Source organism: Brevundimonas vesicularis NBRC 12165, assembly GCF_001592205.1.
Taxonomy (GTDB): domain Bacteria; phylum Pseudomonadota; class Alphaproteobacteria; order Caulobacterales; family Caulobacteraceae; genus Brevundimonas; species Brevundimonas vesicularis.
Genome location: NZ_BCWM01000003.1, coordinates 21,210 through 45,688, shown reverse-complemented (window position 1 = coordinate 45,688; position 24,479 = coordinate 21,210). Strand labels below are relative to the sequence as shown.

The window sequence follows — 24,479 nt, the reverse complement described above, 5'->3', positions numbered from 1 at the left end:
CCACAATGCGTCACTTCCGTACCTTCTGCCTCGCCGGCGCCGCCGGCCTGGCCCTCGCTTCCGCCGCAAGCGCCCAATCGGGCGTCGCCCCCGGCGCGCCCGGCGCCCCGCCCGTCTGGTCCAGCGCGGCCAAGACCGGCGCCGGCGCATCCTACGAAGCCTATGTCGACGGCCAGTATCGCGACGGCGGCCCGACCGGCGCGGTGTCCAAGGTCTGGTATTCCATTGCCGACGGCGTCCTGACCGAGACCATGTACGGCCTGATCCATGAGGCCCAGATCAAGGCCCTGCGCTTCGCCGGCGTGACCCAGGACGGTCTGGTCGTCGAAGGCGACGACACCACAAGCCGCACCGAATATCTGCACGTCGACGCCCAGGGGCGTCCGCTGTCACCGGCCTATCGCGTCACGACGCAGGACAAGAACGGCCGCTTTAAGATCGAAAAGCAGATCTTCAGCGATCCCGACCGCAACGCCCTGGTGTTGCGCGTCACCATCACCGCGCTGAAGGGCGATGTGACGCCCTATCTGATGCTGGAGCCGCATATTGCCAACACCGGCGTCGATGACCGGGGTCGGGTCACACGCGACGGCTTTCACGCATGGGAAGGCGACACCCACCTGTTCCTGAAGCCCAGCGAGGCCTTCGAAAAGGCCAGCGTCGGATTCGTCGGCGCCTCCGACGGTTTGACCGATCTGAAGGACGGCAAGCTGGACTGGACCTACGCCTCGACCGGCGATCAGGCCGGCAATACGATGATGACGGGCGCCCTGCCGCGCCTGCGCCAAAGCCGCCGGATCACGCGCGACTTCGTCATCGGCTTCGGCCACAGCGAGGCCGAGGCGCGCGCCGCCGCGGACGGATCGTTCGCGACTGGCCTGGACGAGGTGCTGGCCCGCTTCAACGGCGAGGGCGAGCGCGTGGGCTGGGAGGATTATGTCGCCTCGCTGACCGAACTGCCGCGCATCGCCGAGCAGGCGACCGACGGCGGCAAACTGGCCTACGCCTCGGCTCTGATGCTGAAGGTTCAGGAGGATCGCACCCACGCCGGCGCCCTGATCGCGTCACTGTCGAACCCGTGGGGCGACACGGTGGACGCGTCGAAGTCCTCGACCGGCTACAAGGCCGTCTGGCCGCGTGACTTCTATCAGGTGGCGATGGCTCTGGCGGCGCTGGGCGACAAGGAGACGCCGCTGGCGGCCTTCAACTATCTGCCCCAAGTCCAGGTCGGCCCGAACACGCCCGGCAACACCGGCGCCGGCGGCTGGTTCCTGCAGAAGACGCACGTCGATGGCGAACTGGAATGGGTTGCGGTCCAGTTGGACCAGACAGCCATGCCGATCATGCTGGGCTATCGTCTGTGGAAGATGGGCTGGCTGTCCGACGCCCAGATGACCGAACACTATCGGTCCATGCTGAAGCCGGCGGCCGACTTCTTGGTCGACGGCGGCAAGATCGGACTGATGTGGAACGACGCGGAGATCAAGCCGCCCTTCACCCAGCAGGAACGCTGGGAAGAGCAGCAAGGCTATTCGCCTTCCAGCACCGCCGCCGTGGTCGCGGGCCTGACGGTCGCCGCCGAAATGGCGCGCGCGTCGGGCGACGCCGCCGACGCGACGCGCTACCAGATCGCGGCCGACAGCTATGCGTCCAAGATCGAGGACCGGATGTTCACCACCAACGGCGACTTCGGCGACGGTCGCTACTTCATCCGCATCACGCAAAACGAGAACCCGAACGACAAGGCCCCGATCGGCGCCGCCAACGGCCAGATCGCTCCGGCCGAAGACCGCGTCGTGGACGGCGGCTTCCTGGAGCTGGTGCGCTATGGGGTGCGCAAGGCCGACGATCCGCACATCCTGTCCACCCTGCCCGTCTATGACGATCAGTCGCTGGAGCCGCTCTATCGCGTCCGCTACGACTTCGGTCCCGAGGGCGACAAGACGCCGGGCTGGCGCCGTTATGGCGTCGATGGCTATGGCGAGGACCATGTGACGGGCGCAAACTACGGCGTCGGCGGGGAGATGAGCCCCGGTCAGCGCGGCCGGGTCTGGCCCTTCTTCACGGGCGAGCGCGGTCACTATGAGCTGGCTCGCGTCAGCGTGAACGGCGCCCCCTCGGCCGCCGACATCGCCGCCATCCGCCAGACCTATGTGCGCGGCATGGAGCGGTTCGCCAACGGCGGGTTGATGCTGGCCGAACAGGTGTGGGACGGCGTCGGAAACCCGACGGCCAAGGATTACGCCGTGGGGCAGAATACGGACTCGGCGACGCCCCTGGCCTGGACCCACGCGGAATATCTTAAGCTGCTGCGGTCGCTGGCCGACGGCAAGGTCTGGGACAGCTACGACCCCGTCCACGACCGCTACGCCCGCTGATACGAAAACGGCCCCGGAGATCGCTCTCCGGGGCCGTTCTCATTTCGAACTGACGCGGCTCAGAAGGTGAGCTTGACCGCGCCCACGATCCGGTCTTCGGCGCCGGGCACGCCGTCCACATCGGTGTCGTAATAGCGGACATCGACGCCTACCTTCTCGGTCAGGGCATAGCCGACGCCGACATTCCAGGTGGTGTAGTCGTCGCTGACGTCGAGCCATTGCTTGCCCAGCGCGCCCGACACCGTCCACTTGGGCGCCGGCGAGAAGGCGGCGTTGACCTCGGCATAGGTCGCTTCCTTGTCCGCGCCGAAGAAGTCGGGCGAGTAATAGACGGCCGCGCCAAACGTGGCGGGACCGACCGCGCGCGAGGCCGCAGCCTTGAACTCGGCGTAGTTATAGTCCGCGCCGTCCGGCTCCCCGACATACAGATAGCCGATCGCGCCGAAGTCGAGCGCGAAACCACCCGCCTCGGTGCGATAGCCGCCGTACAGGTCGACTTCCGCATCGGTGTCGTCGCCGAAGTCGACGTTGGAGGCCCAGGCGCCCGCATAGAAGCCGCCCGAGGTCAGGTCGACGCCGCCCTGGATGGCGGGATCTTCACTGGTCTGGCTGAAGCCGCGGAAGACATAGTCGCTGACGGCGCCCACATTCCAGGCGACATCGACGGTGCTCTGGGCCGAGGCCGGTGCCGCGAGGCCGATCAGACCTGCGGCGAGTGTCGCGGCGGCGGCCGCGCGGATGATGGTCTTTTTCATAGTCTATCCCCTTGTTGTCGTTATTCGAGGTCGAGGCCGGGCGCGGGTTTGGGAGCCGCGCCCGATCTCCATCAGTGTTCAAGCGCCTCGCCATGCAGCGAGGTGTCCAGACCAGCGGCTTCTTCCGCCTCGCTCACGCGCAGGCCCGTGGTGAACTTGCAGATGAACAGGATGATCAGGGTGCCGACGGCGCTGTAGACGATGGTCCACAGCAGGCCCAGGGCCTGAGCGCCGACGTTGGCGCCTTCCGACAGGCTGTTGATCGCGGTCGTGGCGAAGACTCCGGTCAGCAGGGCGCCGATCAGGCCGCCCGCGCCGTGGATGCCGAAGGCGTCCAGGCTGTCGTCGTAGCGCAGCAGCTTCTTGATCCACACCGACGAGGCGTAGCAGGCCGGACCGGCGATCAGGCCGATGATGACCGCGCCCTTGGGATCGACGAAGCCGGCCGCCGGGGTGATGGCGACCAGACCGGCGACGACGCCCGACAGCATGCCGATCAGCGAGACCTTCTTCTTCTCGATATATTCGACGACCTTCCAGGTCAGGGCGGCGGCGGCGGCGGCCAGGATGGTGTTCAGCAGCGCCACGCCCATCAGGTCGTTGGCGGCGCCCGCCGAGCCGGCGTTGAAGCCGATCCAGCCGACCAGCAGCAGCGAGGCGCCGATCATGGTCAGGACAGGGTTGTGGGCGGTGATGACCTCTGTGCCGTAACCCTTACGGCGACCCAGGAAGATGGCGCACACCAGGCCCGCGACGCCCGAGTTGACGTGAACGACGGCGCCGCCCGCGAAGTCCAGCACGCCCGCCGAACCCAGGAAACCGCCGCCCCAGACCCAGTGGCAGATCGGCGCATAAACCAGTAGTGACCACAGGGCGGTGAACAGCAACAGCGCCGAATATTTGAACCGCTCGGCGAAGGCGCCGGTGATCAGCGCCGGGGTGATGATGGCGAAGGTCATCTGGAAGGAGATGAACAGGAACTCGGGAATGCCCGGCAGCAGGGCGTTGGCGGTCTTCAGCGACACGCCGTTCAGGAACAGCATGTCCAGGCTGCCGATGAAGGGCTGAAGGCCGGCGCTCTCGTTCTTGCCGAAGGCCAGGCTATAGCCGGCGATGAACCACACCAGCGACACCACGGCGAACACACCGACGGACTGGGTGATGGTGGCGATGACGTTCTTCTTGCGCACCATGCCGCCATAGAACAGCGCCAGACCGGGGAGGGTCATCAGCAGAACCAGGGCGGTCGAGGTGCCGAGCCATGAGGCGCCGGCGCTGTCCAGCTCAAGCGCGGCCTGGTGGCCGAGCAAGGCGGGCGCGGCGTCCTGCGCATTCGCCGCGCCGGCAGCCATCAGACAGAGTGTGGGAAGTAGGAGCGCAGCCGCTCCCGTAAGTCGTTTCGTGGTCTGCGACATGAGCTAGTACCCCCTATGCAATCTCGCAGTTGCGAAGATTTTACCGCATTTGCGATAGGCGCAAGGGGCTAGACCGTGAACGGCGCAACTTTCTTGCAACGGTCATGGAGAAAAAGAACAGGGCCGCACGATCTTGCGATCTTGCGGCCCGATATCAGATTATTTATGCCGACAAAGCCAAGCTGAGCGGCAAGATTTTCAACGTCAGTTCAAGCCGTCAGGCCCAGTGCATTTGCACGCGATGCGCGGCCGCCCAGTGGATGGCGCGGATGGCGTCGATAACGGCCTCGGTCGCCGCACGCGTGCCCAGCGCGCCGCCCAGGTCAGCCGTCACGGCGCCGGCCGCCAGAACAGCGGCGACGGCGGCCTCGATAGAATCGGCCTCGTCCTCCAGCTTCAGGCTGTGACGCAGCAGCAGAGCCGCCGACAGGATGGTGCCGACCGGATTGGCCAAATCTTGACCGGCGATGTCCGGCGCCGAGCCGTGGATCGGCTCGAACAGGCCCGGCCCGCCCGCGCCCAGCGACGCCGACGGCAACAGGCCGATGGAGCCGCCCAGCACCGAAATCTCGTCCGACAGGATATCGCCGAACATGTTTTCGGTCAGGATGACATCGTAGTCGCGCGGCTTGCGGATCAGGTGCATGGCCATGGAGTCCACTAGGGCGTGCTCCAGCGTGATGTCGGGGAACTCCTCGGCATGGATGCGGGTCACGACCTCGCGCCACAGGCGGCTGGTCTCCATGACGTTGGCCTTGTCGACCGAGGTCACCTTGCCACGACGCTGTTGGGCGGTCTGGAAGGCGGCGCGGGTCACCCGCTCGATCTCCGGCACGGTGTATTCGCACAGGTCGGTGGCGCGATCGGCGGTGCGGGTCTTCTCGCCGAAATAGACGCCGCCGGTCAGTTCGCGGAAGACGATCAGATCGACGCCCTCGACGATCTCCTTCTTCAGCGGGGAGCGGTGCGCCAGCACCGGCGACACCTGCAACGGCCGCAGATTGGCGAACAGGCCCATCGCCTTGCGGATCGCCAACAGTCCCTGTTCCGGACGCGCCTTGCCGCCATCCCATTTCGGCCCGCCGACCGCGCCCAGCAGCACGGCGTCGGAAGCGACGCAGGCGGCGCGCGTGGCCTCGGGCAAGGGGTCGCCCGTTTCGTCGATGGCCGCGCCACCGATTAGATGCTCGGCGAACTCGAAATGGTGACCATAGAAGTCGCCGATGACCCGCAAGACATCACGCGCGGCCCGAGTGACCTCCGGTCCGACGCCGTCGCCGGGCAGCAGGACGATGTTGTAGGTCTTGGTGGCGGCGGTGCTCATCTTACGGTCTCTTTCGATCGCTCGTAGGCTTCGATTTCAGGCATGTTTGCTTGCAGCCAACCCAGGGTGTCCACCCCGTCCAGCAGGCATTGGCGGGCGAAGGATTCGACCCCGAACGGCACGGGTTCGGCATTGCCGCGCTGGATCTGATTGGCCTGGAGGTCGATCGTGACCGGCTGGTCCGGCTGCGACGCCAGATCGTCCCAAACCGCCTGGCTGACGACGATGGGCAGCAGGCCGTTTTTCAGCGCATTCGATGTAAAAATGTCAGCGATCTCGGTCGAGATCACCGCCCGGAACCCATAGTCCAGCAGGGCCCAGGGCGCATGTTCGCGCGACGAACCGCAGGCGAAGTTCCGGCCCGCCAGCAGGATGCGATGCTCGGCCGGATCGATCCGGTTCAAGATGGCCTCGGGTTTTTCCGAGCCGTCGTCCTCGTAACGCCAGTCATAGAAGGCGGCCTTGCCCAGCCCTTCGCGCGTAGTCGTGGTCAGAAAGCGCGCCGGAATGATCTGGTCGGTGTCGATATTGGCCTGGCTCAGTGTCACGGTCTTGGAGGTCAGCACCTGGAAGGGTTCAGACATGCTCGACCTCCTTCAGAAAGACGCGCGGATCGGTCAGCACGCCAGCGACCGCCGTCGCCGCCGCCGTCGCTGGACTGGCCAGGATGGTGCGGGCGTCCTTGCCTTGGCGGCCTTCGAAATTGCGGTTCGATGTGGATACGGCCAGTTGGCCCGGCGCGACGAAATCACCGTTCATGGCGATGCACATCGAACAGCCGGGAATGCGCCATTCGGCCCCGGCGGCGATGAAGACCTGATCCAGGCCTTCAGCCTCGGCGTCGCGACGCACGGCCTCGGACCCCGGCACCACCAGCATGCGCAGACCCGGCTTGACCTTGCGGCCGCGCAGCACCTCGGCGGCGGCGCGCAGATCGGGCAGACGTCCGTTGGTGCAGGATCCGATGAAGACCACATCCACCGGCTGGCTGGTCGTCGCCTCCCCAGCGGTGAAGCCCATGTAGGCGATGGCCTTGCGGTCTGAGTCCGACTGCGGTTGCGGCACGGGCGAGCCGATGGGCGCGCCCGCGTCCGGCGTCGTGCCCCAGGTCGCCATCGGCCGGATGACGGCGCCGTCGATGGTCACTTCCTTGTCGAAGGTCGCGCCCTGATCCGTCGCCAGTTTCAGCCATTCGGCCGTCGCCGCCTCATAGTCGGCGGGGACGTGCTTACGACCGCGCAGCCAATCAATGGTCGTCTGGTCAGGGGCGATCATGCCGGCCCGCGCCCCGGCTTCTATGGACATGTTGCACAGGGTCATCCGCCCTTCCATGTCCAGCGACCGCACCGCCTCGCCCGCGTATTCGATGACATAGCCGGTGCCGCCGCCGAAACCGATGGCGGCGATGACCGCCAGGGCGACATCCTTGCCCGAGACGCCAGGCTGCAACTTTCCGTCCACCGTCACCCGCATGGCCTTGGCCTTGCGCTGCAACAGGCATTGGGTCGCCAGCACGTGACCGACTTCCGAAGTGCCGATCCCGAAGGCCAGCGCCCCGAAGGCGCCGTGCGTCGCCGTATGGCTGTCGCCGCAGACCACCGTCATGCCCGGCTGTGTCAGGCCCAGTTCCGGCCCCATCACATGGACCACGCCGCGATCATCGGAATCCCAACCCGCCAGCGGCACGCCGTGGGCGGCGCAGTTGCGCTCCAGCGTATGGACCTGGGCCTCGGCCTGGGCGGTGACATAGGGTTTTGGACCGTTCAGCCCCGCCGGCAGGGTCGGTGTCGAATGGTCCAGGGTCGCATAGGTCCGGTCGGGACGGCGGACCTTCAGCCCACGCGCCTCGATCTCGCTGAAGGCCTGTGGGCTGGTGACTTCGTGGACCAGATGCAGGTCGATATACAGCACCCCCGGCGTATCGGCCGTTTCCGACCGCACGACGTGGGCGTCCCAGACCTTGTCGAACAGGGTTTTGGGATCAGGCATATTGGGCCACGACCTCGGACACGCCGTCGACCCGGTCGATGATGGCGATCAGTTCGGCGTCATTGATCTCTCCGATCTGATCGGCGCGTTGCTTGAAGCCGGCGACCACCGCCGCCAGACGCTCGCCCTCGATGGGACGGCCGATGGTTTCGGCGCGTTTGGCGATGGCGTGACGGCCCGAATGCTTGCCCAGCACGAACCAGCTGCCCTCAAAGCCCACATCCTGAGGCCGCATGATCTCATAGGTGCGGCTGTCGGCCAGCATGCCGTGCTGGTGGATGCCGGCCTCGTGGGCGAAGGCGTTGATGCCCACCACGGACTTGTTGCGGGCGATGACCGTCTCGGTGATCTCGCACAGGATCTTGGAGGCGCGCACCAGATGGCGGCTGTCGGCGCCGGTCGTGACGCCATAGCGGTCCTCGCGGACCTTCAGCGCCATGATGATCTCTTCGATCGAGCAGTTGCCAGCCCGCTCGCCGATGCCGTTGATGGCGCCCTCGATCTGACGCGCGCCGCCCTCGACGGCGGCCAGGGAGTTGGCGACCGCCATGCCCAGGTCGTCATGGCAGTGGGCCGAGAAGATCACATGCGGATGGCGCTTCTTGATGCGCGCGGCCAGGGCGGCGAAACGCTCGCGCACCTCTTGCGGGGTCGCATAGCCGACGGTGTCGGGCACGTTCAGGGTGCGGGCGCCGGCGTCGGCGGCGGCCTCCAGCACATCGGCCAGAAACTCCGGCTCGGTGCGGAAGGCGTCCTCGGCCGAGAACTCGACGTCGTCGAACAGGCTGCGGGCGTATTCCACCGACCGCACGGCCGTCGACAACACCTCATTGGTGGACATCTTCAGCTTGGCGGTGCGGTGGATCGGGCTGGTGCCGATGAAGGTGTGGCACCGACGGTGCGACTTCGGCGCCGGCGCCAGGGCGCGGAAGGTGGCGTCGATGTCCTTCTCGTTGGCGCGCGACAGGGAACAAAAGATCGGTCCCTCGACCTCGCCGGCCACGCGACGGATGCAGTCCTCGTCGCCGGGCGAGGCGGCGGCGAAGCCGGCCTCGATAACGTCAACGCCCAGGTCCCGCAGAACCTGGGCCATCTTCACCTTGGCCTGGGCGGTCATGGAGAAGCCCGGCGCCTGCTCCCCGTCCCGCATCGTCGTGTCGAAGACGATGACGCGGTTGGGATCGGCGGCGATCTCCTCTGTGCGGGATACGCCCGATACTCGTACGCTTTCGGGGGTAATCATCACGCGGCCTCGGATTGAATAATGTCGTTGCTGATGCGGCGCACGCCGAACAGCCGGTCGATCTGGCGACCCAGGTTGTCCATGCAGCGGCCCGCGTCGCGGCCGCGCACAGTCAGGGCGATGCGGCGGAAAGCCCCTTCGTCAGCCAGGGCCATGCCGTCGATGTGGAAGCCGCGGCGCTCCACCAGGCCGATGAGACGCTGAAGCGAACCGTCCGCACGGTCGATCTGGATGTGGATCGTGTTGCTCATCTCAGGAGCCCTCCATCATTTCAGCATTGCTCTTGCCCGGCGGAACCAGCGGCCAGACATTTTCTCGGGGGTCGATGACCACATGGGCCAGGCAGGGACCGTCGGCGGCCAGCAGGCGCCGGATGCCGTCGGACACCTGATCGCGGCGATCGATGCGGAAGGCCTCGATGCCGAAAGCTTCGGCGACCTTCACGAAGTCCGGGTTGTCGGACAGGTCGATCTCGGAATAGTTCTCGGCGAAGAACAGCTCCTGCCACTGGCGCACCAGGCCCAGCGAGGAATTGTCGATCAGCACGATCTTCAACGGGATGCCGTAACGCTTCAGCGTCGCCAGCTCCTGGATGTTCATCATGAACCCGCCGTCGCCGGCGATGGTGACGACCGTCGCGGACGGATCGGCCAGCTTGGCCCCGATGCCGGCGGGCAGGCCAAAGCCCATCGCGCCCAGACCGCCCGAGGTGATGTGGGCTTCCGGCTTGGCGAAGCGACAGTGCATGGCCGCCCACATCTGATGCTGGCCCACGTCGCAGGCGGCGACGAAATCATCGCCCGCCGCTTCCGAGATTTCCTTCAGCAGGGCGGGCGCATAGACCCCCTCGCCCGGCGCGTCATAACGGTGAGCGCCAGCTTTGGCCGCAGCGGCGCAGTCGTCGGCCCAGGCCTGAATGTCCAGCGCCGCGCCCGACCGCATCCGCGCCTTCAGCGCCTCAATGCCTTCGCGCAGCTCGCCGACGACGGCGACATTGGCGCTGCGCAGTTTGCCGACTTCCGAGGCGTCGATGTCGAAATGAACGATGCGGGCATTGGGCGCGAATTCAGCCAGCTTGCCCGTCGCGCGGTCGTCGAACCGGGCGCCGACGACGATCAGCAGATCGCTGTCCTGCACCGCGTGGTTGGCGGCGCGCGTGCCGTGCATGCCCAGCATGCCCAGCATGCCCGGCGCATCGGTCGGGATGGTGCCCAGGGCGTTCAGGGTCGAGACCTGGGGGATGCCGGTCGCGGCGACGAAGGCGCGCAGGGCTCCTGTCGCACCGCCGATCTTCACTCCGCCGCCGATATAGACCAACGGCTTCTTCGCTGCCCGGATCGCGGCCTCGGCGGCGGCGATGGCGTCATGATCGACGCGCGGCGTCTCGTTGGGAATGGAGAAACCGTAGTCCTCGCCGGTCGTCTCGAACTGCACATCCTTGGGCAGATCGACCAGAACAGGACCGGGACGGCCCGAGCGAGCGATATGGAAGGCCTCCTCGATCGCGGCGGGGACTTCGGCGGCCGAGCGGACCAGGATCGAATGTTTCACGATCGGCAGGGTGACGCCCAGGATGTCGATTTCCTGAAAGGCGTCAGTGCCCATCAGGCCTTGGGCGACGTTGCCGGTGATGCAGACGATCGGCACCGAGTCCATCATCGCATTGGCGATGCCGGTGACCAGATTGGTGGCGCCGGGGCCTGACGTCGCCATGCAGACCCCGACCTTGCCGCTCTTCCTGGCATAGGCGTCGGCCGAGAAGGCCGCGCCCTGCTCATGGCGGACCAGGATGTGTTTCAGCTTGGAGCCGGCCAGGGCGTCATAGACCGGCATGATGGCGCCGCCCGGATAGCCGAACACCACCTCCACCCCCAGCCGCTCCAGGGTGGAGACCAGCAGACGCGCACCCGATTGGGGTGCGGTCTCGGCTGAGGGTTTGAAAGCGGCGGCGGTCATCAGGGTCATCCGGTCGTTCAGGCGGCGATCAGGCCGCTTCAGCCTTGGGCGTGTTCAGCCAGGCCATGCGTTCGCGCAGACGAGCGCCGACCTGTTCGATCTGGCTCTCGCGGTCCGCCTTCAGCCAAGCCTCGTATTGCGGCTTGCCGGCCTCGTTCTCGGCGATCCAGTTGCGCGCGAAGGTGCCGTCCTGGATCTCGTCCAGAATGGTCTTCATGCGGGCCTTGGTCTCTTCGGTCACGACGCGCGGGCCGCTGGCGACCGCGCCGTACTTGGCGGTTTCCGAGATGAAGTGGTGCATCTTGGAGATGCCGCCTTCGTAGAACAGGTCCACGATCAGCTTCAGCTCGTGCAGGCATTCGAAATAGGCGATCTCGGGCTGGTAACCGGCCTCGACCAGGGTGTTGAAGCCCTGGATGACCAGCTCCTTGGCGCCGCCGCACAGGACCGCCTGTTCGCCGAACAGATCGGTCTCGGTCTCTTCGCGGAAGGTGGTTTCCAGCAGGCCGCCGGTCGCGCCGCCGTTGCCCTTGGCATAACCCATGGCCCGGTCGCGCGCCTTGCCGGTGACGTCCTTCTCGACGGCGAACAGGCTAGGCACGCCGCGACCGCGCTGAAACTCGCGACGGACCAGATCGCCCGGTCCCTTCGGCGCGACCAGGATCACGTCCATGTCCTCGCGCGGGGTGATGCGCTCGTAGATGATCGAGAAGCCGTGGGCGAACAGCAGGGCCGAGCCTTCCTTGGCGTTCGGCTCAATGATGTCGCGATAGACGTCGCCCTGAACCATGTCGGGGGTCAGGATGGCGATGATGTCGGCGCCCTTGACGGCCTCGGCCGGCTCGGCGGTCGGCACGCCGTCGGCGGTGGCGTGTTTCCAGCCCGTGCCGCCGTGACGGACGCCGGCGACCACGTCATGGCCGCTGTCCTTCAGGTTCTGCGCATGGGCGCGACCCTGCGAGCCGTAGCCGATGATGGCGATGCGCTGGCCGGCGATGGCGCCCGGCTTGATGTCTTCGTTGGTGTAGATGGTGATGGCCATGGGTCAGGCGTCCTGAGCAGCGTTGATTTTGTGGCTTGCCGGGACTTGGGCCGGCGGCGGGTTGGGGATGGTGACAGCGCCCTGGGCGGCCGAGGCGACCGAGGCGCGGTATTTGGCGAAGACACCTCGCGCCGGGCGGACTACGTGGGGCGTAAAGCCCGCCCGGCGCGTCGCCAGATCGACATTGACGTCGATGCGGCGGTTGGTGACGTCGATGGTGATGCGGTCACCATCGCGAATGAGGGCGATCGGGCCGCCCACGGCGGCTTCCGGCGAGACGTGTCCGGCGACGAAGCCGTAGCTGGCGCCCGAGAACCGGCCGTCGGTCAGCAGGGCGACATTGTCGATCTTGCGCCCCTTCAGGGCGGCGGTGACCTGCAGCATCTCACGCATGCCCGGACCGCCCTTGGGCCCTTCGTAGCGGATGATGATCACGTCGCCTTCGCCGACCGATCCGTCCTGAACGGCGTGGAAGGCGTCCTCTTCCGAGTCGAAGACGCAGGCCGGGCCTTCGAACGTGTCGACCTTGTGGCCCGTCAGCTTGATGACCGCGCCTTCCGGGGCGACATCGCCATAGATGACGGCGAAGCTGCCGCGATCCATCACAGGGGCATCGAAGGTGGTCACCACCACCTGGCCCGGGGTCTCCTCGGCCTCGGCGGCTTCGGCGAACAGGCTGCGGCCGGTGACGGTGGGGGTGTTCACGATCTTGCCCGCCTCGGCCATCCGCTGGGTGACCAGACGGGTGCCGCCGGCGGCGAACAGGTGCGAGGCCAGGAAGCGGCCGCCCGGCTTCAAATCGCAGATGACCGGCGCCTCGACGCAGGCCTGGTGGCAGTCCTCGACGCCGAACTCGACGCCGGCCTCCGCCGCGATGGCCGTCAAGTGCATAACCGCATTGGTCGACCCGCCCGAGGCCGAGACGGCGACGGCGGCGTTCTTCAGGCTGGCGCGTGTGATGTATTTGCGGGCCGTGTCACCGGAGAAGACGCGTTCGACGATCAGCCGACCGCAGCGTTCGCCCTCGGCGGCCTTGTTCGGATCGACGGCCGGCACGTCGTTGGCGCCCATGGGCGAGATGCCCATGACCGACAGGGCCATGGCCATGGTGTTGGCCGTGAATTGGCCGCCGCAGGCCCCGGCGCCGGGGCAGACGGCCTGTTCGACCGCCTTCAGACCTTCGTCGTCCAGGGCGCCGGCCGAATGGGCGCCGATGGCCTCGAACACCTCCTGGACCGAGACCTCTTTCGTCCCGATAACGCCGGGCATGATGGTGCCGCCGTAATAGACCAGGCCGGGGATATCCATCCGGGCCAAAGCCATGGCCGCCGCCGGGATCGTCTTGTCGCAGCCGACGATGCAGACCACGCCGTCCAGCTGGTGGCCCTCGATGGCCAGCTCGATGGAGTCGGCGACGACCTCGCGGCTGATCAGCGAGGCCTTCATGCCCGCCGTGCCCATCGAGATGCCGTCGGTGACGACGATGGTGTTGAAATCAACCGGATAGCCACCTGCCGCCGTGATGCCGGCGCGCACATCCTTGGCCAGCCTATCCAGATGCATGTTGCACGGCGTGACCGTCGACCAGGTGTTGACGATGCCGATCATCGGCTTGTCGAAATCGGCGTCCTGCATGCCGGCGGCGCGCAAATACGAGCGGGCGGCGGCCCGGTTCGGGCCAGCCGTCACCGCCGCGCTGCGCGCGTTGGGCTTTCTGGGCTGGGAGGTAGAATTTTGCGTCATCGGTCCGGTTCGTTTCGAACCGCCCCGCACTAAAAACCCCGCTTCCTTTCGGATGCGGGGTGGTGCGAGACGATCCTGAGTGTGTCTAGGGTCAGGTCGCGTGCATCCACGCCGCTTGCGTAAGCAGGCCGAGAAGTACGAGGGTAATCAGGAATACGGGGCTTTCCAGGCCGACCGGCGCGCGAACGGCGGCGACCGCCTTGGCGGTGCGTCCCTTCATCATGTCGCGCGTCATCGTGGCCACGGGCGGCTCCCTGTTCTGACGCCAAGAAACCATAGCGGCGGGCATCACACAACCCCCGTCGCAATAAATTTGCGCGGCGGCTCGAAAACGACCGCGTCCGGGGTGTTTCTTACCCGAAGCTGACACCGAGGATTTTCGAAGCGTAACCGTCCATCACATCATGTTACGAGCGCGGGGTTGAAACCCGCCCGCGACCGCTCCATTGAGACGCGCACCTATATAACGCTCGTCATACCGATCACAGGAGCTCTCCATGACCGTTCGCGTCGCCATCAATGGTTTCGGCCGCATTGGCCGTCTCGTCCTTCGCTCGATCATCGAGCATGGCCGCACGGACATCGAGGTGGTGGCGATCAACGATCTGGGTCCGGTCGAGACCAACGCCCACCTGTTCCGTTACGATTCGGTCCACGGCCGCTTCCCCGGCACGGTGACCTCGGGCGAGGATTGGATCGACGTCGGCACGGGCAAGATCAAGGTCACGGCCGAGCGAGACCCCGCCAACCTGCCGCACGCCGAGCTGAAGGTGGACATCGCCTTCGAATGCACCGGCATCTTCACCTCCAAGGACAAGGCCAGCGCCCACCTGAAGGCCGGCGCCAAGCGCGTCCTGGTCTCGGCGCCCGCCGACAACGCCGACAAGACCATCGTCTACAAGGTCAACCACGAAACCCTGACCGCCGACGACATCGTCGTGTCGAACGGCTCGTGCACCACCAACGCCCTGGCCCCGGTCGCCAAGGTGCTGAACGACCTGTTCGGCATCGAGCGGGGCTATATGACGACCATCCACTCCTACACCGGGGACCAGCCGACCCTGGATACGATGCACAAGGACCTGTACCGCGCCCGCGCCGCGGCCCTGTCCATGATCCCGACCTCAACCGGCGCCGCCAAGGCCCTGGGTCTGGTCCTGCCGGAGCTGAAGGGCAAGCTGGACGGCTCGTCGATCCGCGTCCCGACCCCCAACGTCTCGGTCGTCGATCTTAAGGTCGTCGCCGGTCGCGAGGTCACGGTCGAAGAGATCAACGCGGCGCTTCAGGCCGCTGCCGACGGCCCCATGAAGGGCGTCCTGTTCACGACGACCGACCCCCTGGTTTCGCACGACCTGAACCACATCGCGGCCTCTTCCACCGCCGCCCTGCCCCAGACCCAGGTCGTCGACGGCAAGCTGGCCCGCGTGCTGAGCTGGTACGACAACGAATGGGGCTTCGCGACGCGCATGAGCGACACGGCGTTGCAGATGGCGAAGTTCTTCTGATGACTGATCGGGCGATCCTTTGGACATTCATCCGAGGGATCGCCCTGATCGTCACCGGTTTTCTGGCCGGGGCAGGTGCATCGACTTTTTGCGCAATCCGAAACCTCGCAAGATTCGGCTTTCTGGACCCAATCGGGGCCAGTCCTGGACTGGGCTTTTATTTGGTTCTCACGGCGCTGACATTTGCATGGCTGATTGCAGCCGGTGTGTTCTTTTGGCGCAATAGAAATCCCGCTGGATACCTTCTTTCGGCGGCGGCGTTTGTCGTGTTCGCGATCAGCGTCGTCAACGTGGTGACAACTGCGTACCCTGTTTGCAACGCATTCTGAGATAATCATGACCTTCCGCACCCTCGACGACGCTTACGACCTCGCCGGCAAGACGGCCCTGGTCCGCGTGGACTTCAACGTCCCGATGGAGGGCGGCAAGGTCACGGACGACACCCGTTTGCGGGTCGCCCTGCCGACGATCCAGCGCCTGCGCGACGCGGGCGCCAAGGTCGCCCTGCTGGCTCACTTCGACCGCCCCAAGGGCCAGCGCGTCCCGTCCATGAGCCTGAAACCCGTCGTCCAACCGCTGGAAGAACTGCTCGGCGCCCCCGTCCGCTTCGCCGACGACTGCATCGGCCCTGACGCCGTGGAGGCCATCCGCGATCTGGACGCCGGCGGAGTGGTCCTGTTGGAGAACGTGCGCTTCCATGCGGCGGAAGAGGCCAATGATCCGGTCTTCGCCCAGAAGCTGGCGGATCTGGGCGATCTCTACGTCAACGACGCCTTCTCGGCCGCCCACCGCGCCCACGCCTCGACGGAAGGCGTCGCCCACCACATCCCGGCCTATGCTGGCGAATCCATGCGGCGCGAATTGGACGCGCTCGACGCTGCGCTCGGCAAGCCGCAGAAGCCAGTCGTCGGCATCGTCGGCGGCTCCAAGGTCTCGACCAAGCTGGACCTGCTGAAGAACTTGGTCGGCAAGCTGGATACGCTCGCCATCGGCGGCGGCATGGCCAACACCTTCCTTTATGCCCAAGGCGTCGATATCGGCGGTTCACTGGCCGAAAAGGATATGGCGGACACGGCGCGCGAAATCCTGGCGGAAGCCGAGGCGAAGGGCTGCGACATCCTGCTGCCCGTCGATGTCGTCGTGGCGACCGAGGTCAAGCCCGGCGCCGCCGCCCGCACCGTCAAGACCGGCGAAGCCCTCGCGACTGAAGACAAGATCCTGGACGCAGGCCCCGACACCGTCGCTCGCCTGAACGCCGCCATCGACGCGTCCAAGACCTTGATCTGGAACGGCCCGCTTGGCGTGTTCGAGGTCCCGCCTTTCGACGCCGCCACGGTCGCGGCCGCCAAGCACGTCGCCGACCGCACCAAGGCTGGCGCCCTGATCGCGGTGGCGGGCGGCGGCGACACGGTCGCGGCCGTCGGTCATGCCGGCGTCGCGGCGGACCTGACCTTCGTGTCCACCGCCGGCGGCGCCTTCCTGGAATGGATGGAGGGCAAGCCCCTGCCCGGCGTCGAGGCCCTGCGCGCCTGAAAGCTTAGCGATGCAGGCGGATCACGCCTGCATCCTGTCTTCGAAATCGGCGCTGAAACGGCTGTAACACGGCGTGACTTCGCGCTGTCCGGCGTCTAATCTCTCGCCCAACCAAAAAGACTATTCGGCTCAGGAGACTACCCCATGGCGCGCATCACGCTGCGACAGCTGCTCGACCACGCGGCAGAGAATGACTACGGCCTGCCCGCCTACAACATCAACAACATGGAACAGGGTCTGGCGATCATGGAGGCGGCCCACGAGGTCAATGCTCCCGTGATCATTCAAGCGAGCCGAGGCGCCCGGAACTACGCCAACGACATCGTTCTGGCCAAGCTGATCGACGCCCTGGCCGAGCTCTATCCGCACATCCCGGTCTGTATGCACCAGGATCACGGCAACGGCCCGGCGACCTGCGCCACCGCCATTCAGTACGGCTTCACCAGCGTGATGATGGACGGCTCGCTGGAGGAGGACGCCAAGACCCCCGCCTCATACGAATACAATGTCGACGTCACCCGTCGCGTCACCGAAATGGCCCACGCCTGCGGCGTCTCGGTCGAGGGTGAACTGGGCGTGCTGGGTTCGCTGGAAACCGGCATGGGCGAGGCCGAGGACGGTCACGGCTTCGAGGGCAAGCTGGACCACTCGCAACTGCTGACCGACCCGGATCAGGCCGTCGATTTCGTCGCCGCCACCAAGGTCGACGCCCTCGCCATCGCCATGGGCACCAGCCACGGCGCCTACAAGTTCACGCGTCAGCCGGACGGCGAGGTGCTGGCCATGAACGTGATCGAGGAAATCCACCGTCGCCTGCCCAACACCCACTTGGTGATGCACGGGTCGTCATCGGTGCCGCAGGATCTGCAGGACATCATCAATCAGTACGGCGGCGAAATGCCCCAGACCTGGGGCGTGCCGGTCGAGGAGATCCAGCGCGGCATCAAGCACGGCGTGCGCAAGGTCAACATCGACACCGACAACCGCATGGCCATCACCGGCGCCATCCGTAAGGCCCTGATGGAGAAGCCGGGCGAGTTCGACCCGCGCTACTATCTGAAGCCCGCCAAGGAGGCGATGAAGAAGCTGTGCATGGAGCGCTACCAGCAGTTCGGCTGCGAGGGTCAGGCCTCCAAGATTCGTCCCCTCTCTACCGCCCAGATGGCCAAACGCTATGCCTCGGGCGACCTCGATCCGTCCTTCCGCGGCGCATCCGTCAAGGCCGCCTAGGGCCGAGGTTTAGACCGGGTAGCGGCCGCTCAGTTCACGCCGCAGCCGGCGAACGTCCCATTCCGCCTGATCCAGCGCGTCGCGGGCCTCTCGGGCATTGCGACGCGCATCGCGGATTTCGCCTCTGACCTCTTAGATGCGGTCACGAATACGCTCCCTCTCCTCGTCCGTCAGGCCTTCGCCGCGCAGTTCACGCTCCTTGGCTTCCAGCTTGTCTTCACGGTTCTCGATCCGGGCTTCTGCGCTGTTCAAGGCGCTTTCCGCCGTTTCGTACGCGTCCTCGACCTCATGCAGCATTCGGCCGTCACGATAGGCCGGTAGAAACGCCTGTTCCTCCTCCGGCCGACAGACGCCATAATAGGCATTGCCCGCCCGTCCCTCCTCCCAGCCGCGCTGGAAGGTGCAATAGGTCCGCAGGCCATCCTCACGCGCCGAGCCATAGGCGGCCGAATTGGGTGCGATCTGAAACTTGGCGCAGGCCTTGGCGTGGTCGTCCAGCCGCGTCATCGGATAGCCCGACGCCCCGTCCGCATAGCCCTTCTCGCCCCATGCGCCGGCGAGGCATTCGTCCTTGCTCATGGTGGTGCAGCTGCTCAGCAGCGCCGCCGCGGCGAACGCGCCCCCGGCGATCATCAACCGCTTCATCGGATGTCCCCTACGCCCCCAAGCTTGACTATCACCTCACCCGCGCCCCTCGCGCAAGCGGCCGGTCGTGCTAGGGAGACGACGTGTCCGCCCATGATCTGATCGACGAAGACGAAGACCCCGCGACCGGCGCCCCCGCCGAGGTGCTGGAGGCCCGCATCGACGCGGCCGGCGTTCGCCTGGACAAGGCCTTGGCCGGCGCCTTCCCCACCCTGTCGCGCGCCCGGCTCCAGGCCCTGCTCGCCGAGGGCGCTGTCAGCCGCGATGGCGCGGTCCTGACCGGCGGTTCCGCCAAGGCCCAGCCAGGCCTCTATGCCGTCGCCCTGCCGCCCGTCGCGCCGGCCACGCCCCAGCCCCAGTCCATCCCCCTGATCGTCCTCTACGAGGACGCCGACCTTATCGTCATCGACAAGCCTGCGGGCATGGCCGCCCACCCCGCGCCCGGCACGCCCGACGGCACCCTGGTCAATGCGCTGCTGGCCCATTGCGGCGACAGCCTGTCGGGCATCGGCGGCGTCGCCCGTCCCGGCATCGTCCACCGGCTGGACAAGGACACCTCCGGCGTGATGGTCGCCGCCAAGACCGACCGCGCCCACGCCGGCCTCTCCGCCCTGTTCGCTGCGCACGACATCGAGCGCACCTACATCGCCTTGACACGCGGCGCGCCGTCGCCCGCGACCGGCCGCATCCACACCCGCATCGGCCGCTCCACCGGCGACCGCAAGAAGATGGCGGTCCTGAAGGCCGGCGGTCGCGAGGCCATTACCGACTATGTCGTTCAGGCGACCTTCGGAGAGCCCGCAAAAGCTGGCGGCGCACCTATGGCGGCGCGTATCGCCTGCGCCCTTCACACCGGCCGCACCCATCAGATTCGCGTCCACCTGTCGTCCAAGGGCGCGCCCATCCTCGGCGACGCGACCTATGGTTCGGGCAGTCCCGCCATTCCCGTCCGCGCCGCCATCGCTGAGGCTGGCCTTGAGCGTCAGGCCCTCCACGCCGCTGTCCTGGGCTTTGTCCATCCTGTCACGGGCGAGGCGCTTCGCTTCGAGACTGCGCCGCCGTCCGACATGCAGCGCCTGGAAACGCGCCTCGCCGAACTCTGAGCAGGCGTCTATTCAAGCAGGTCTTGAATAGCAACTGACAAAGTTCTATATAGGACATCGATCGGCGCGAGTGGCGCCAGGGCCACGGTCACGCTTTCGTGTGACGATCCGCCTCTAAAAATGGCGGCAACCCATCGCTACTTTACCGGTTGAGGGGTGAGACGTCGGCGCACACACCGTGGCCGATGACGAAGAGCCCGCTCGTTCAAGACGGTCGGAGGGACCTGTATATGGCTGCCAATAGTACGCTCGCGGTGATGTCGCCTGAACAAGGCCTGTCGCGTTATCTGACGGAAATCCGCAAATTTCCGATGCTGACCAAGGACGAGGAGTTCATGCTCGCCAAGCGTTGGTCTGAGCACCAGGACCCCGAAGCCGCCCACCGTCTCGTCACCTCGCACCTTCGTCTCGTGGCCAAGATCGCCATGGGGTATCGCGGCTACGGCCTGCCGATCGGCGAAGTGATTTCCGAGGGCAACGTCGGCCTGATGCAGGCCGTCAAGAAATTCGACGCCGACAAGGGCTTCCGCCTGGCGACCTACGCCATGTGGTGGATCCGCGCCTCGATCCAGGAGTACATCCTGCGCAGTTGGTCGCTTGTGAAGATGGGCACCACTGCGGCGCAGAAGAAGTTGTTCTTCAACCTGCGCAAGGCCAAGAGCCAGATCTCGGCCTTCGAGGAAGGCGATCTGCATCCTGAACACCTCGCCGCCATCGCCACCAAACTGGGCGTGACGGAGGAAGAGGTCACCAACATGAACCGCCGTCTCGGCGGCGACGCCTCGCTGAACGCGCCTTTGCGCGCTGATGGTGAAAGCGAGTGGCAGGACTGGCTGGCCGATGACACGGCCGTGTCTCAGGAAACCCAGCTCGCCGACGACGAGGAAAAGGGCATCCGTATGAGCCTCCTGCAAGAGGCTATGGAAGAGCTGACCGACCGTGAGAAGCACATCCTCACGGAGCGGCGCCTCAAGGACGACCCGGTCACGCTGGAAGAGCTCGCCGGGCAGTACGGCGTCTCGCGCGAGCGCGTGCGCCAGATCGAGGTCCGCGCCTTCGAGAAGCTGCAAAAGGCCATGCGCGCCGCCGCCGAAGAGCGGAACCTGGTCGACGCCTGAGCAACTCGGTCCGCTGCGCCTTCAACGGCGCGGCGGACCATCCATCACGACGCGCGCGCCACCGGCGCCGCTTCATTGGCCGCTCTCGCAGCCGTCACCACCGTGCCGATTGGCTGGGCCAGTCCCGCCTTCGTCACCTGACCGCTGGCCACATAGGCCTGCAATGTCGCCACAGCCATCGCCAGTCGCGCGTCCGCCGTCTTGATGGCCAGACCGTTCAGCGTCTCGGCCTGTTGGCGAATGGCGCGGGTCGCCTGCGACGGATCCTGCTCGAACTGCGACATGGCCGAAACCAGAATCCGCGACGCCTGATCGCGGATTTCAGCAGCGCCGCCTCCGGCCGCGCCATCGCTGCGGCGCTTGCGAGCGCCCGAATATTCACCTGAGTTGAACCGGCGACGGTCCGGCCCGACATAGCCCACCGCCTCGATCCAGGGCCGGGGCCTCAGCGTCACGTTCTCGACCCGCTTGAACAGGTCGCCGGTCGTGAACGGCTTTCTCAGGAACTCGTGGATGCCGGCGTCGCGCGCGCCCTTGATCGCGGCGGCGGTCGCCTCGCCCGTCACCATGATGATCGGCGACCTACGGCACGACATGCTGGAGCGCCGAATGCGCCGCGCCAGAGTCTCGCCGTTCAGCTTGTCACCGGCACGCTCGGTAAAGATCACGCCCGGCTCGACGTCGCGCAGCAGCTCCAGCGCCCGTTCCTCGTCGCCCTCGGAATAGACCTCGCGCGCGCCCATGCCCTTCATGATGTCGGTCAGCAGTCGCGCCGACGACAGATTGGCGTCCACGATGACCACCCGACGAAGCGCGGGCTCCATGCGGCTTATGGTTCTGGCGTTTGCGGCGAACACATCAGACTCCGAGTTTGGAGCCATTATCCTTACCGCCGACGGGTTAAGACCTGTTGAATAGGTCTTTCTGCGTAGTCCGCCGCCTCACGCCGCCCCTTCCAAGGCCTCAGCCCTGGAACGGATCGCGCATCAGAATGGTGTCGTCGCGCTCTGGGCTGGTCGACAGCAGGGCCACTGGCGCGCCGATCAACTCCTCGATCCGGCGCACATATTTGATGGCGTTGGCGTTGATGTCCTTGAAGCTGCGGACGCCGGCGGTGCTGTCGCTCCAGCCTTCCAGCTCCTCGAACACCGGCTCGGCCGCGCCCTGGGCCTTGAGGCTTGAGGGCAGATAGTCCAGCACCTCGCCATCGACCTTGTAGCCGACGCAGATCTTTAGCGTCTTCAACCCGTCCAGCACGTCCAGCTTGGTCAGGGCGATCCCGTCGATGCCGTTGATCGCCACCGACTGGCGCACCAACACGGCGTCGAACCAGCCGCAGCGGCGCGCGCGGCCGGTGTTCACCCCGACCTCGCGGCCCACGGTCGCCAGATGCGCGCCGACCTCATCATTCAGTTCGCAGGCGAAGGGGCCTTCTCCGACGCGTGTCGTATAGGCCTTCACGATGCCCAGCACATAACCGACGCCGCGCGGACCGATGCCAGAACCCGCCGCCGCCTGACCGGCGACGGTGTTGGAGCTGGTGACATAGGGATAGGTGCCGTGATCCACGTCCAGGAAAGCGCCCTGCGCCCCTTCGAACAGCACGCGCTTGCCGTCCTTCTGCGCCTGATCCAGTACGCGCCAGGCCGGTTTCACATAGGGCAGGATCTTCGGCGCGATCTCCAGCAACTGCGCCAGCAGCGCATCGGGATCGATCGGCTCCAGCCCCAGACCGGCGCGAAGCGGATCGTGGTGCGAGCGCAGCCGATCGATCTTGACCTTCAGATCGTCTTCATTGGCCAGATCGCAGACCCGAATGGCGCGACGCCCCACCTTGTCCTCATAGGCCGGACCGATGCCCCGCCCGGTCGTGCCGATCTTGGCGCCCGGCGCGCTCGCCGCCGCCTCGCGCGCGACGTCCAGCGCAGGGTGGATGGGCAGGATCAGACAGGCGTTGTCCGCAATGGTCAGGATCTCAGGACTGATCGCCACGCCCTGGGCGGCGATCTTCTCGATCTCGCCGACCAGATGCCAGGGATCGACGACCACGCCGTTGCCGATGATCGACGGCTTGCCCTGCACAACGCCGCTGGGCAGCAGCGCCAGCTTGTAGACCTTGCCGTCAACGACCAGCGTATGGCCCGCATTGTGACCGCCCTGGAACCGCACGACCATGTCGGCGCGGTTGGACAGCCAGTCCACGATCTTGCCCTTGCCCTCGTCGCCCCACTGGGCGCCGACCACCGCTACGTTCGCCAAAACCGTCTCTCCGCACTGGAATGCGGGCGCAGCCTATAGCGAGGGAATCGTCCGATGTCGTCCCGTCAGGCGGATTTATCCGACTTCGCTGACCGCCGTCTCGAAGGCCCATTCCAGCCAGGGCGTCGCTGCAACCACATCGGCCGTCTCGACCGTGCAGCCGCACCATAGCCGAAGGCCAGGCGGCGCGTTGCGATGCGGCTCCATGTCGAACACGGCCGCCTCGCCTTCCAGCAGGGCCTTGAACCGAGTGACGAAGGCCTTCTGCGCCTTGTCATCCAGCGCGGCGATCCGCGCATCGGTGAACTTCAGGCAGACCGAGGTCGTCGACCGTATCTCCGGCCGATCCGGCAGGAAGGCGATCCAGTCGGTCCGTTCGACCCACTCCGCCAACGCGGCGTAGTTGGCGTCGGTCCGTCGGATCAATTCGCTCAACCCGCCGATGTCCTTGGCCCAGCCCAGGGCGTCGATCCAGTCTTCGATTGTCAGGATCGAAAACGTATTGATCGCCACCCCGTCCGCCAACGCCCTATCAAACCGTCCCTTGCCGTCCGTCAGCCGCAACAGCTTGGGAATCGCCCGATCCGGCCGGTAGGTATCCAGCCGCTCGACCGCGCGCGGCGACAGCACCATCACCCCGATGCCCGCCTCGCCGCCCAGCGCTTTCTGGAAGCTGAAGGTCACAACATCCAGCTTGTCCCACGGCAGCGGCATGGCGAAGGCGGCGGAGGTCGCGTCGCAGATCGCCAGCCCCTCGCGATCGTCGGCGATCCAGTCGGCGTCCGGCACGCGCACCCCCGAGGTCGTGCCGTTCCACGGGAAGACCACATCCTTGGACCAATCCGCCTGGCTCAGATCAGTCAGTTCGCCCCACGGCGCCGTCAGGGCCTCGGGCTCCAGCCCCAGATGATCCTTCACGTCCGCCAGCCAGGTCAGGCCGAAGTTCTCGAACGCCACGACCTGCACCGGCCGCGCGCCCAGCATGCCCCACAGCGCCGCCTCGACCGCACCTGTGTCAGACCCCGGCGTATAAAGCATCACGTGGCTGTCAGGCACTTCCAGCACCTCGCGCGTCAGCCGAAGGCCGTGCGCGAACCGCTCCACCACCTCCGGTGCGCGAATGCCGCGCCCGAGCAGATCGGACGGCAATCCGCCGACCGCATAGCCCGGCCGCTTCGCCGTCGGCCCTGCCGAAAACCAAGGCCGCGCCGGCTTCACATCAGGCTTCGTGCTCATGCTCT

The 24,479-nt window shown here is 66.3% G+C and carries 22 protein-coding genes; 7 read left to right on the top strand and 15 right to left on the bottom strand.

The genetic code is table 11. The features are described from left to right. Window positions 1-5: 5 nt before the first annotated feature. Complete coding sequence (locus BVE01S_RS03255) at window positions 6-2,378, top strand: glucan 1,4-alpha-glucosidase (protein ID WP_066624242.1); 2,373 nt, start codon at window positions 6-8, stop codon at window positions 2,376-2,378. 59 nt (window positions 2,379-2,437) lie between these two features. Here the strand turns inward: BVE01S_RS03255 and BVE01S_RS03250 are convergent, their stop codons facing one another. From BVE01S_RS03250 to BVE01S_RS03200, 11 genes are all read right to left on the bottom strand, one after another. After that, complete coding sequence (locus tag BVE01S_RS03250) at window positions 2,438-3,133, bottom strand: TorF family putative porin (RefSeq protein ID WP_066624240.1); 696 nt, start codon at window positions 3,131-3,133, stop codon at window positions 2,438-2,440. Between the two features lie 71 nt (window positions 3,134-3,204). After that, entirely contained in the window at window positions 3,205-4,485 is a 1,281-nt protein-coding gene (locus BVE01S_RS03245) for an ammonium transporter (protein ID WP_088582703.1), read from the bottom strand. 280 nt (window positions 4,486-4,765) lie between these two features. Next, window positions 4,766-5,872, bottom strand: coding sequence for a 3-isopropylmalate dehydrogenase (gene leuB / locus BVE01S_RS03240; protein WP_066624238.1), 1,107 nt, complete (start codon window positions 5,870-5,872; stop codon window positions 4,766-4,768). After that, window positions 5,869-6,456: a 3-isopropylmalate dehydratase small subunit gene (gene leuD / locus BVE01S_RS03235; RefSeq protein WP_066624236.1), complete on the bottom strand. Its 588-nt coding sequence runs from the start codon at window positions 6,454-6,456 to the stop codon at window positions 5,869-5,871. The genes leuB and leuD overlap by 4 nt, the downstream gene beginning before the upstream one ends. Beyond that, window positions 6,449-7,861, bottom strand: coding sequence for a 3-isopropylmalate dehydratase large subunit (leuC, locus tag BVE01S_RS03230; RefSeq protein ID WP_066624235.1), 1,413 nt, complete (start codon window positions 7,859-7,861; stop codon window positions 6,449-6,451). Before leuC ends, leuD begins: the two co-directional genes overlap by 8 nt. Next, entirely contained in the window at window positions 7,854-9,104 is a 1,251-nt protein-coding gene (locus BVE01S_RS03225) for a 2-isopropylmalate synthase (protein ID WP_066624233.1), read from the bottom strand. The genes leuC and BVE01S_RS03225 overlap by 8 nt, the downstream gene beginning before the upstream one ends. Next, on the bottom strand, window positions 9,104-9,355 hold the full coding sequence (locus BVE01S_RS03220; RefSeq protein WP_039244600.1) for an ACT domain-containing protein: 252 nt from the start codon (window positions 9,353-9,355) through the stop codon (window positions 9,104-9,106). The genes BVE01S_RS03225 and BVE01S_RS03220 overlap by 1 nt, the downstream gene beginning before the upstream one ends. Window position 9,356: 1 nt before the next feature. Continuing rightward, a complete protein-coding gene (ilvG, locus tag BVE01S_RS03215; RefSeq protein WP_066624230.1) occupies window positions 9,357-11,069 on the bottom strand; it encodes an acetolactate synthase 2 catalytic subunit in 1,713 nt (570 codons plus the stop codon). A 19-nt stretch (window positions 11,070-11,088) separates the two neighbouring features. Continuing rightward, a complete protein-coding gene (gene ilvC, locus BVE01S_RS03210; RefSeq protein ID WP_066624227.1) occupies window positions 11,089-12,102 on the bottom strand; it encodes a ketol-acid reductoisomerase in 1,014 nt (337 codons plus the stop codon). Between the two features lie 3 nt (window positions 12,103-12,105). Then, a complete protein-coding gene (ilvD, locus tag BVE01S_RS03205; RefSeq protein ID WP_066624225.1) occupies window positions 12,106-13,845 on the bottom strand; it encodes a dihydroxy-acid dehydratase in 1,740 nt (579 codons plus the stop codon). Window positions 13,846-13,936: 91 nt separating this feature from the next. After that, the gene (locus BVE01S_RS03200; protein ID WP_157076419.1) at window positions 13,937-14,089 is read right to left on the bottom strand and encodes a hypothetical protein; all 153 of its coding nucleotides are present in this window, start codon (window positions 14,087-14,089) and stop codon (window positions 13,937-13,939) included. A 253-nt stretch (window positions 14,090-14,342) separates the two neighbouring features. On the opposite strand from BVE01S_RS03200, the gene gap reads away from it, so the two are divergent. The 4 genes from gap (at window position 14,343) to fba (ending at window position 18,113) form a co-directional block, all read left to right on the top strand. Next, window positions 14,343-15,350 (top strand): type I glyceraldehyde-3-phosphate dehydrogenase, encoded by a 1,008-nt coding sequence (gap, locus tag BVE01S_RS03195; protein WP_066624220.1) that lies wholly within the window; start codon window positions 14,343-14,345, stop codon window positions 15,348-15,350. Beyond that, on the top strand, window positions 15,350-15,679 hold the full coding sequence (locus tag BVE01S_RS03190) for a hypothetical protein (protein ID WP_066624218.1): 330 nt from the start codon (window positions 15,350-15,352) through the stop codon (window positions 15,677-15,679). Before gap ends, BVE01S_RS03190 begins: the two co-directional genes overlap by 1 nt. A gap of 7 nt (window positions 15,680-15,686) precedes the next feature. Continuing rightward, window positions 15,687-16,883, top strand: a complete 1,197-nt coding sequence (locus BVE01S_RS03185) for a phosphoglycerate kinase (protein WP_066624215.1) — start codon at window positions 15,687-15,689, stop codon at window positions 16,881-16,883. A 144-nt stretch (window positions 16,884-17,027) separates the two neighbouring features. Further along, entirely contained in the window at window positions 17,028-18,113 is a 1,086-nt protein-coding gene (fba, locus tag BVE01S_RS03180; RefSeq protein ID WP_055803694.1) for a class II fructose-bisphosphate aldolase, read from the top strand. A 132-nt stretch (window positions 18,114-18,245) separates the two neighbouring features. Here the strand turns inward: fba and BVE01S_RS03175 are convergent, their stop codons facing one another. Next, window positions 18,246-18,758 carry a DUF2799 domain-containing protein gene (locus BVE01S_RS03175; RefSeq protein ID WP_205678474.1) on the bottom strand — a complete coding sequence of 171 codons (513 nt, stop codon included), beginning with the start codon at window positions 18,756-18,758 and terminating at the stop codon, window positions 18,246-18,248. An 83-nt stretch (window positions 18,759-18,841) separates the two neighbouring features. Between BVE01S_RS03175 and BVE01S_RS03170 the strand changes: the two genes are divergently transcribed. Together BVE01S_RS03170 and rpoH are read left to right on the top strand one after the other, a co-directional pair. Further along, window positions 18,842-19,861 (top strand): RluA family pseudouridine synthase, encoded by a 1,020-nt coding sequence (locus tag BVE01S_RS03170; RefSeq protein WP_066624212.1) that lies wholly within the window; start codon window positions 18,842-18,844, stop codon window positions 19,859-19,861. A 230-nt stretch (window positions 19,862-20,091) separates the two neighbouring features. Continuing rightward, a complete protein-coding gene (rpoH, locus tag BVE01S_RS03165; RefSeq protein WP_026108409.1) occupies window positions 20,092-20,979 on the top strand; it encodes an RNA polymerase sigma factor RpoH in 888 nt (295 codons plus the stop codon). 44 nt (window positions 20,980-21,023) lie between these two features. On the opposite strand, the gene BVE01S_RS03160 is transcribed toward rpoH, so the two are convergent. The 3 genes from BVE01S_RS03160 to BVE01S_RS03150 form a co-directional block, all read right to left on the bottom strand. Beyond that, window positions 21,024-21,836: a response regulator gene (locus BVE01S_RS03160; protein WP_066624209.1), complete on the bottom strand. Its 813-nt coding sequence runs from the start codon at window positions 21,834-21,836 to the stop codon at window positions 21,024-21,026. Window positions 21,837-21,942: 106 nt separating this feature from the next. Further along, window positions 21,943-23,238 carry an adenylosuccinate synthase gene (locus BVE01S_RS03155; protein ID WP_066624207.1) on the bottom strand — a complete coding sequence of 432 codons (1,296 nt, stop codon included), beginning with the start codon at window positions 23,236-23,238 and terminating at the stop codon, window positions 21,943-21,945. Between the two features lie 75 nt (window positions 23,239-23,313). After that, a complete protein-coding gene (locus BVE01S_RS03150; protein ID WP_066624205.1) occupies window positions 23,314-24,474 on the bottom strand; it encodes a phosphoserine transaminase in 1,161 nt (386 codons plus the stop codon). Window positions 24,475-24,479: the final 5 nt, after the last annotated feature.